The following is an 8,385-nucleotide window of genomic DNA, read 5'->3' as shown; positions in this document are numbered from 1 at the left end:
CAGAACCCGAAAAGCCCCATAAACACGCACCAAAACACCAATTCAAACCGGTTTGAAGGCAAAAAGTCCACAACTCCCCAAGGAATTCAAGGACTTGTGGCGTTTTTCAATGAGTTCCTAGGGGGTTTACATTACCTTTCCTCGCGTTCGAAGCTTCAATACCTGGCGAGCGAAACTCGCAGGACCTCGGAGTCAGACCCGAAGTCCAGTCCCCAGTCGGTTTGATCGCCGTTCAGAATGCGGTGCGATTTGAAGACGCCGTTCTCATACGCGCCTTCTTCTACGCGCAGGAATTGACGGTGCTGCCAATTCCCATCGATAAGGGCCGATGGCGTCTGACCTGTACCGACGACGATCTCCTGAGTTTTCTGTTGCTGCGCAGTGCCTGCAGGACGGAAGTCGACGCGGCAATTGAATCCTGTGACAAGGAACTGATTGTCGCTCAATTGAGCCACAAGTGCGCGTCCGATCGGCTCTGCATTCCCTTTGGCAGCGCCTCCCCGGCCAACGCCGAATGAGACCACGGCGTCCCAACTTCCGAAGTGAAGCGTCTGCCTGGGCTGGTCCTCCACTTCTGCCACAGCCTGCAGTTTTCCTTCGAAGTTCAGGCGGGCAACGTCGCGCATCATCGGACTGAGAAGCTTGTAGTTCTGCGCCGTGGGGTCAAGAAAGGCGTTCGGCTCATTGGGCACCATTCTCTCCGGATGATTGGTCCGCGTATAGTCCAGCCCGAACGGGGAATAGCCGATCGTCTGCATCCCCAAGGCAGCAAAAAGAAAACGCGCCGCACGTGGCGTTCCCGCGGTCTCAGGAATGAACAAGGCGTTATCCGGCCGGTGGTATAGCTCGATGACCTTCAGATAGGACTGGGTATCCAGCAGGTAGATATCCGGTGCCAGGACGTCGATCGCCGGTGCCTCTGCCTTCCAGATGGAAAGCACGTTGTCTGTCGGGCCACCGCTTTCGTAGGTCCCCGGCTCGCCTTTGAACGGATTGCGCAGTGCCGCATTCACGTACAGAGGCAGTGGGTAAACTGCCTTACCGGCGAGGGCAATCTGTCCCACGTACCGGGCGATGGCCCAGGCATGGAAGTAGACGTCAGCATCCGGACCAAACACCTCGGCCCAGCCCTCTCCCTTTGCGTCTGTCTTGTTCATGGCCTTCAACACATCGTCAGGAACCGCCGCCGTGAAGAGCTTGTTGGCTTCAGCAGAGTAGTCGCGTGGCGTTCCCCAGGTGCCTGTTTCGTTCTCTACCTGCACCATCAGCACCGTTCGCTCAGGATCTGCTGCTTTCAAGTGCCGCATGAAAGCAGTAAAAGCGCGTATGTCCGCGTCCAGTGAGGGACGCGCAAGCGGTGAGGGCGAGTCCACTCGTTCCCCGTTCTTGTTGACGACGTGAGCATACTTTTCCGGATCGAGTTTCATCCACTCCGGCATGTAGTGCTGGCTGCCGTTTTTCCACGTGCCAAACCAAAGCAGAACAAGGTGAACGTTGTGCGCGCGGGCCTGAGCGAGAACGCTGTCGATCTGCGAGTAGTCGAACTGCCCCTGCCTGGGCTCGAATTGCTCCCAGTAGATGGGAATCTCGAGTGTATTGGCATGCAGGTACTCGATCGCGGGCCACACTTTTGGAAGCGTGGCTGGCCAGTCGCTTGAGTTGTTGGCCTGCGCACCAAGCATGAGAAATGGCGCGCCATCGACCATCAGGGCATAGCGGCCGTTCTGCTGAGCAATACTTGGGATGGGGTGCGCCGTCCCCTGCGAATACCCGGCTAACCCAAATGGAAATAGAGCAGCGACTATGGCTGCGGCAAACGTTTTCATCTTCATCATGCACACCTTCCTTGCAGGCCCGGCCTTGCGCGGGAATTCATTTTGTAATCCCCTGCGCTTGAATCTGTTGAGGCAACGCAAAATTGACTCGCAGTGCAAAGCCATATTTGCAATCGGCATCGGCGGGCAGCTTCACTGAGAGCGCATCGGTGGTTTGCAGCCAGTCGGTTTTCTGGCTTGACCCGAGCAGGTCCACCACCCGGATCACCTTGCCCTTCACTTCGCCCGCCAAGCCAAGGGCGTGAACGGTAGCCGTTCCATCTGCGGGACAGGCCAAACTGATGACGTAAAGGTTTTCGCCTTTCCTGGTGAAGCGAAAGTCCGATGGCGTATAAGGCTTCATCTCCTGGTCGGTGGCAAAGCCTGTCTTCACCTGCGTCGGCCCCTCGCCGGAGACGGTCCACGGCTCGGTCCCGTAGATGGCATCGCCATTGCGATTAAGCCACGCGCCCATATCCAGCAGGATGGTTCTCACTTCATCGGGAATTGTCCCATCCGCCCGCGGGCCGATACTCAACAGCAGGTTGCCGTTCTTGCTGACGATATCCACCAATTGGTGGACAAGAAACTCGGGCGTCTTGAACTGGTCATGCTCCATGTATCCCCACGACAGATTGCTGATGGAGGTGTCGGTCTGCCACGGCCGCGGATCGATATCCGTGCGCAGGCTTCGCTCAAAGTCCCTCGCTCCGGCAGTCCACTCCATCGCGTAATCCTTGAGTGTGATCACACCGTCGATGCGATGGCTTATTGCAAAATTATCATAAAATGCAGTGAATTCCGTCATGCTCGTGCGGAAGGCAGGTTGACCGTTGCCGCCGTCGAAGTACATCAGCTCCGGTTTGTACTTCTCGACCAATTCGACCGATCTTGCAAGCCAGTCGCGGAGCCATGCATCGCTCACATAGGTCCATTCGTTTACCTGGTTAAAATGCGGATCGTTGAGCCACTGGTGGGCCGGGCCATAAAAGGACGCATATTTCGGATCATTGACATCTGAACGGATCGAACGGCCCTCTCCGTAGTAGTAGTTGTGTTCGGCGCGATGCGAGGAGAGCCCAAAGTGCAATCCCGCTCCGCGAATGGCTGCCGACAATTCCGCCAGAACATCGCGATGCGGCCCCATCTTGACCACGGTCCAATCGGAGAGGTCTGAGTCGTACATTGCGAATCCGTCGTGGTGCTCGGCAATCGGAACGACATACTTCGCTCCTGCCTGTTTGAAGAGGCGAACCCAATCCTGGGGATCGAATTTTTCGGCACGGAAGCTTGGAATGAAGTCCTTGTAGCCGCGGCTTTCGAGACCGCTAAAGCGCTGCACAAAGTCATCATGCGCCGGATCGCCTGGCCTGTACATATTGTGCGGATACCATTCATTCACTGCGCCGGGGACAGCGTAGACACCCCATCCGATGAAGATCCCGAACTTGGCGTCCTTGAACCACTGTGGAATAGGATGATTGCGCAACGTCTCCCAATCTGGGCGATATGGTCCGTCGTGAGCTTGCTCATCGGCCAACTTCAGCAGAGCATTGCGGCGTCCATCGAATTTGGCGGTCGCATCCTGCCATTCCTTGTCGATCTGTTCCGCCGATTTGACCCCATGCGTCGGCGCCCAGGCATCCGCAGTTCCCGCTTCCGGTTGCGATGTCCGAGCGGCAGAATCACTCGCTTGGGCCGACCCGGAAGGCGGCGTTGCACAAACCCCAATCAAGAACAAAAACAAGAAGTGGGCTTTCATTAGTCGGTCCCCGACGACGCGCGGTAGTTGGTTGCTAGACGGCCAGACTGTAAACGTTTCAATCTGCAGCCATGGTAATGGATGGTCAGCCAAGTCCGCCGGAAAGGGCATTTGTCTGGCCAATGAGGTTGAATGTTGTGTCGCTAAGGGAACCGATAGACTGTCGCACGCAGTATGGTGTATGGCCGCAAGATCAGGATTTCGCCTTGCGCATCGTCGTCGCCGGCGATTTGGCGGGTGACGACCCATTTTCCGTCGACAAATTTGCCCTGCTGCACATCGCCGAGTCCGACATTCATTGGCCCGGGAGTGTTGGGGGTGAAGTCGATTCGCATGCCGCCCCCAACAAAGTAAAATTCGTCAGGACCGGTCGCGATGAGGATGGCAGCCGCTTCGAGAGGCGGCTCGGGGATGGTTGCCGTTGCAGAAGGTTGCGGCGATGCGGCAACCTGCCCTTTCGGTTGCGGAGCAATGTGCATGCTGCGACCCGTGTAGGTGAGTGTCAGTGTGTAATTGCCCAGCTTGACTTCTTTAGGCGGGTCTCCCTGGTTGAGCCGCACAGCCGCGATCGAGTCAGTTCCTTGGCGAGCCAGAATCATGGGCGACATTTGATCCAGAAGTCCATACACGGTGGCAAGCTCCGGCGGAATGGGCCTGTTTCCATCAATGCCGAAGGGAGAGAACCCGATGGTGTCGTATTTACCTACAGCCATAATGACGTTGGCGGGATTGGTACTCGTTTCGGGGATGAAGAGCGGATTGCCGCTACGCTTGAAGCGCTCGCAGACATCGTCAAAGTATTCGAGGTAAAGATCGGGCGCAAGAATGTTGATGTCTGGGGCGCCGGCGCGCCAGATGTCATGAACCTGCGGGAGCGGGCCTCCGCTGGGATATGTGCCAGGCCATGCGTGGTTCGGCTGCTGCAGCCATGCGTTCACATACATCGGGATGTCATACGCGGCTTTGCCGGCCTGAACAACCCTCTCCAGAAAACGCGCATAGTTCCAGGCCATGAAGATTTCATCCGAGGCCCAGTGCAGATGCTGCCAACTGTTTTCATGTTCGAGAGGACCCAGCAACGCAGCGGTGGTCTGAATTGGGATCTCGAGGGTAGCCGGTTTGCCGGGGCCAAATACCTCTTCCCATGTCCCCGACTTTTTATAACCGTTTGCGGCCCAAACATCACGAAACTCGGGGATCAGCCTGTCCTTGTGGGATTGAAGATAGTTCATCAATTCCGCGGGAACCTGCCCGGCGAATGCGCGATTGGCCGCCGGAGAACGGTCGCGAGTATCGCGCAAGACGCCGACTTCATTCTCGACCTGAATCATCACCACGGTGTATTGTGTCCCATCGATCTCCTTGATATGGCGCATGAGAGCGGTGAAGGCCTGGGCATCGGCATCGCGTGTGGCACTGCTCAAGGTGCTGAGCGACTCAACAGGTCCGGAGACTGAGACCGTCTTGCCTGCCCCGATCTGGATGCGGGGAAAGCGGAGATAGTCCTTCTTGACCCAGTAGGGCGGATAACTTGAGGTGCCATTCTTCCAGCAGCCAAACCACAGAAAGACGATGTGCAGATGGTTCTCTCTGGCCTTGGCAATGACGCCATCCACCAGTGAGTAATTGAATTTACCTTCCTCCGGCTCAAACTGCGCCCACGAGACTCCCACGAGCACCGTGTTCAGATTGCTGGCCACGAGATTGGGCCAGATGGTCTCCATGGGTTCAAGAGCGGTGGCTGCGTTGTTGGTCAGCTCCCCGGAGAGAATCAGGAAGGGCTTCCGGCCGACGATCAATTGCGTGGCATCGCCGTGCCTTTCGAGGTGTGGCGCGTTGTTGCGGTTTTGTGCCTGATTAGAACTCGACAGGCAGGCAACAGAAAGGTACAAAGCGAACAGAGACAGGCGAACGATGCGCATTCAAGCCTCCAATCGGCTGGTTCAGCAGGGAGATTGGCCGTACAGATATCTTCCGCTCGTCTGAAGACCCGGTAGGCCGCACCAGGGAAATTCTATTCCCTGATAAGTGGGTGATACGTCCCTAAAATTGCTTGTGACCAGATTTTGGCGATCTGTAGAGGCAGCAATCCAATCATCGAAGTATACTTCCTATTTTCTGCATGTTACAGGTTCTCCCGAGGATTACTCCCCGAAGTCGGCATGTCTTCCCAGATCCCCCGGGAGATTCGGGGCTGGCTAGTATCTGAGAAATTCATGCTCTCAGAGGCAGGTCCCCTGCTACTTGATTCTCAGGTGCCATCCCCGCCGCAGCTCTGCCCCTTGAACCTGTTCCTCGTGCAGGATGGCCGCCTTGATTGAATCCGTATCCGGCCTTGACTCTTCCAATGTGCTCTCGAGCATTTTGCCAAGCTCGCCGGGAAGATTTGCAAGAAGCGTTTCCCAGAGGACACCGCCGATACGGGCATTGATCCTGCGAAAGGCGACTGGTAGCGCAGTCTCATCGGTGATCCGGACCGAGTCCTGGCTGTTCTTCTGGGCGCGCAGGGTGAACTCGCGTCCCTCGATCGTTTTGAGGTCGCGGCTCATCAGGTAGTAGAGAACCATGTTTCTGGTTCGCTCCACCTTGCCGGCCGCGGCGCGGGCCCGGTCGCTAAGCCGGGCAGCTTCGCTGCGGCAGAACTGTTCGCGCGCTTCCATCTGGCGCAGGAAACGCCCGATCCGGTCCACCTTCTCGCCGTGCGCCTCGCAGAATTGCTGGAACCGAGCAACTAGGTCTTCCGCAGCCTGACCTTCTGACTCAACTTGCCCTTCGATCTCTTCGAGGAGTCCGTCGAGCTCCACGTCGATTTCAAACAGCGAGCTTGTTTCCACAATCGATGCCATCTGTGTCTCTCCTTCTCGGACGAACTAAATTCTTCGTCGGCATTTATGCCGCTACCTTCTGTTGCACACAGAGGGAGCGAGCGGCTTCATACGCCAGTTGGTCGGCACGGCTCTGGTCGCGATGCCCGTTGTGACCTCTGATCCACTTCCATCGAATTGAAAACCGTGTGTTCATCTCGATCAGCTCCGCCCACAATTCGCGGTGCTGCAGTTGGATTCCGCGCCGGTTTCGCCAGCCTTCGCGCTGCCAGCGAGAAACAAAAGAGCGCATTCCATAGATCAGGTATTCGGAATCTGAGTGAAGCTCGATCCGCGCTCGGCCTTCAACCGACCTAAGTGCCTTGAGCGCCGCAACAAGTTCCATCTCGGAGATAGTCGTCCAGGGATGGGCGCCTGACATTTCCCAACGTTGCTTTCCCAGGATCGCGACTACACCCCATCCGCCTGGGCCCGGATTGCGAATTGCGGAGCCGTCCGTGAAAATGCGATAAGTCTGATCCACAGAGAGCCTCCCTCCCGAAACCAATTTGGGGCGTTCACCGACAGACTGGGGTGAGATCAAGATTTGCGTTTGCCACTGGGTACGCATGGCAAGCCTTCGGCCCTTTGGACTACGCAGCCTGCATCGGGATGACCGCGCCGAAGGGGGCCTTTTGGCTTCCGGTCGAAGCCCACAGCACGGGATAGGGGGGAGCCAACGACGGGAACGAGCCATACAGATCTGTCAGAAAGACGAGGGTCTGCGGCTGAATCCCGCGCTCATCGAGCCAATAAATGCATGGGCCAAATTCAGTTCCCCCGCCCCCTACTGGGTTAAGGTGGACCGGCTGGCCGGCTTCGTATGTCTCCGCCTTCTGCACTTCTGAATCGAAGTAGAGGACATGGACACGCTGAGGCCGCTGGCCTTCGAGAATCGAGCGCACCTCGGCCTCAAAAAGCGCGAGTTGCCGCGCATTGACAGAGCCGGAGCAGTCGACGGCGATCGCGATCTCCCCGACGCCCTCGCGTATCACTCCTGGCAAGTAGAGACCCGCCCAGACATGGCGACGGTTTGGTCGCATCCAGCTATAGTCGGCCGCGATCGTATCTGACCAGAGCCGGCGTAGCATCTCACGCCAGTCGACCGAAGCCTCGGCGGCTCCTTCCAGGGTCCGGTTGAGGCCGGCCGGAACCTTGCCCGCCTGCCGGGCAACCGTCGTAGCCTGGTTGACCGCCACATCCCACTCCCTCGCCTGTTCTTCAATGGTTGGAGTTCCCTCGCCCGGCTGTGACGCATCCGGGTGGGGTGCATCTAGTACCTGGCCAATTCCGCCTTCGGTAGCGGGAGCGGAAGGTTCATTGGAGCCGCCGCCAGAAGACGCCTCGTCTTTCGAATCCTCGCCTCCTGGCTGGTCGTCAACACCCTCTTTGCTCGAGTCTTGCTCTGTTTCCGACTCCGATTCAAGGAGGTTGTAGATTTGCTCCGCGCTCATTCCACGGAAGCGGTTATCGATCAAAACCCCATCGGGCAGGCTGAGTCCGGCATCAACAAGCAAGGGATTGATGGCGAAGTCGCACGCTACATTCCACCGTTTCGGATCGCGACCGGAGCGGCGCACGTGATGGTGAAGGGCCGGGTGCATGACTTCGTGCGCCAGCGTCCCGGCCAGTGTTGCCGCGTTCAGCGTTTCAATGAAGTCAGGGTTGTAGTAGAGTGACACTCCATCGGTCGCCATCGTTGGAACCGACCGGCACTCGTGTCCCTTCAAGCGGAACAGGAGCGAGCCGAAGAATGGATGGTCGAGGATGAGTGACGTGCGCGCTTTCTGAATACGGAGTGAGGTTGGAGTTTCATGTCTCATGCCGCCGCAGGCGCCTCCATGTACGCGGACATGCGGTTGAAGATGTCGTCGGCGCTTGGGGTCTCAGCGGGTTCTGCCGCCTCCCGGCTGCGCAACAGGCCATCCATCTCGGCGACGATGTT

At 57.6% G+C, this 8,385-nt stretch carries 6 protein-coding genes; all 6 read right to left on the bottom strand.

The annotated features are described in order from the left end of the window. Positions 1–155: 155 nt before the first annotated feature. The 6 genes from ABSG47_RS19255 to ABSG47_RS19230 all read right to left on the bottom strand — a co-directional run bounded on the left by ABSG47_RS19255 (position 156) and on the right by ABSG47_RS19230 (position 8,263). A complete protein-coding gene (locus ABSG47_RS19255; RefSeq protein ID WP_424171636.1) occupies positions 156–1,835 on the bottom strand; it encodes a DUF5597 domain-containing protein in 1,680 nt (559 codons plus the stop codon). 37 nt (positions 1,836–1,872) lie between these two features. After that, positions 1,873–3,561 (bottom strand): alpha-L-fucosidase, encoded by a 1,689-nt coding sequence (locus ABSG47_RS19250; RefSeq protein ID WP_424171633.1) that lies wholly within the window; start codon positions 3,559–3,561, stop codon positions 1,873–1,875. Positions 3,562–3,719: 158 nt separating this feature from the next. Next, the gene (locus ABSG47_RS19245) at positions 3,720–5,498 is read right to left on the bottom strand and encodes a GH35 family beta-galactosidase (protein ID WP_424171630.1); all 1,779 of its coding nucleotides are present in this window, start codon (positions 5,496–5,498) and stop codon (positions 3,720–3,722) included. 318 nt (positions 5,499–5,816) lie between these two features. Next, positions 5,817–6,422, bottom strand: a complete 606-nt coding sequence (locus ABSG47_RS19240) for a siphovirus Gp157 family protein (RefSeq protein ID WP_424171627.1) — start codon at positions 6,420–6,422, stop codon at positions 5,817–5,819. A 43-nt stretch (positions 6,423–6,465) separates the two neighbouring features. Continuing rightward, positions 6,466–6,924: a ribonuclease H family protein gene (locus ABSG47_RS19235; protein ID WP_424171624.1), complete on the bottom strand. Its 459-nt coding sequence runs from the start codon at positions 6,922–6,924 to the stop codon at positions 6,466–6,468. Positions 6,925–7,033: 109 nt separating this feature from the next. Then, positions 7,034–8,263 (bottom strand): vWA domain-containing protein, encoded by a 1,230-nt coding sequence (locus ABSG47_RS19230; protein WP_424171621.1) that lies wholly within the window; start codon positions 8,261–8,263, stop codon positions 7,034–7,036. Between the last annotated feature and the right edge of the window lie 122 nt (positions 8,264–8,385).

Origin of the sequence: Occallatibacter sp., from assembly GCF_049510455.1 — a bacterium.
In the GTDB taxonomy this organism is placed as follows: domain Bacteria; phylum Acidobacteriota; class Terriglobia; order Terriglobales; family Acidobacteriaceae; genus Telmatobacter.
Note: the sequence above shows the minus strand (reverse complement) of the source record. Positions and strands in the feature narration are given on the sequence as shown.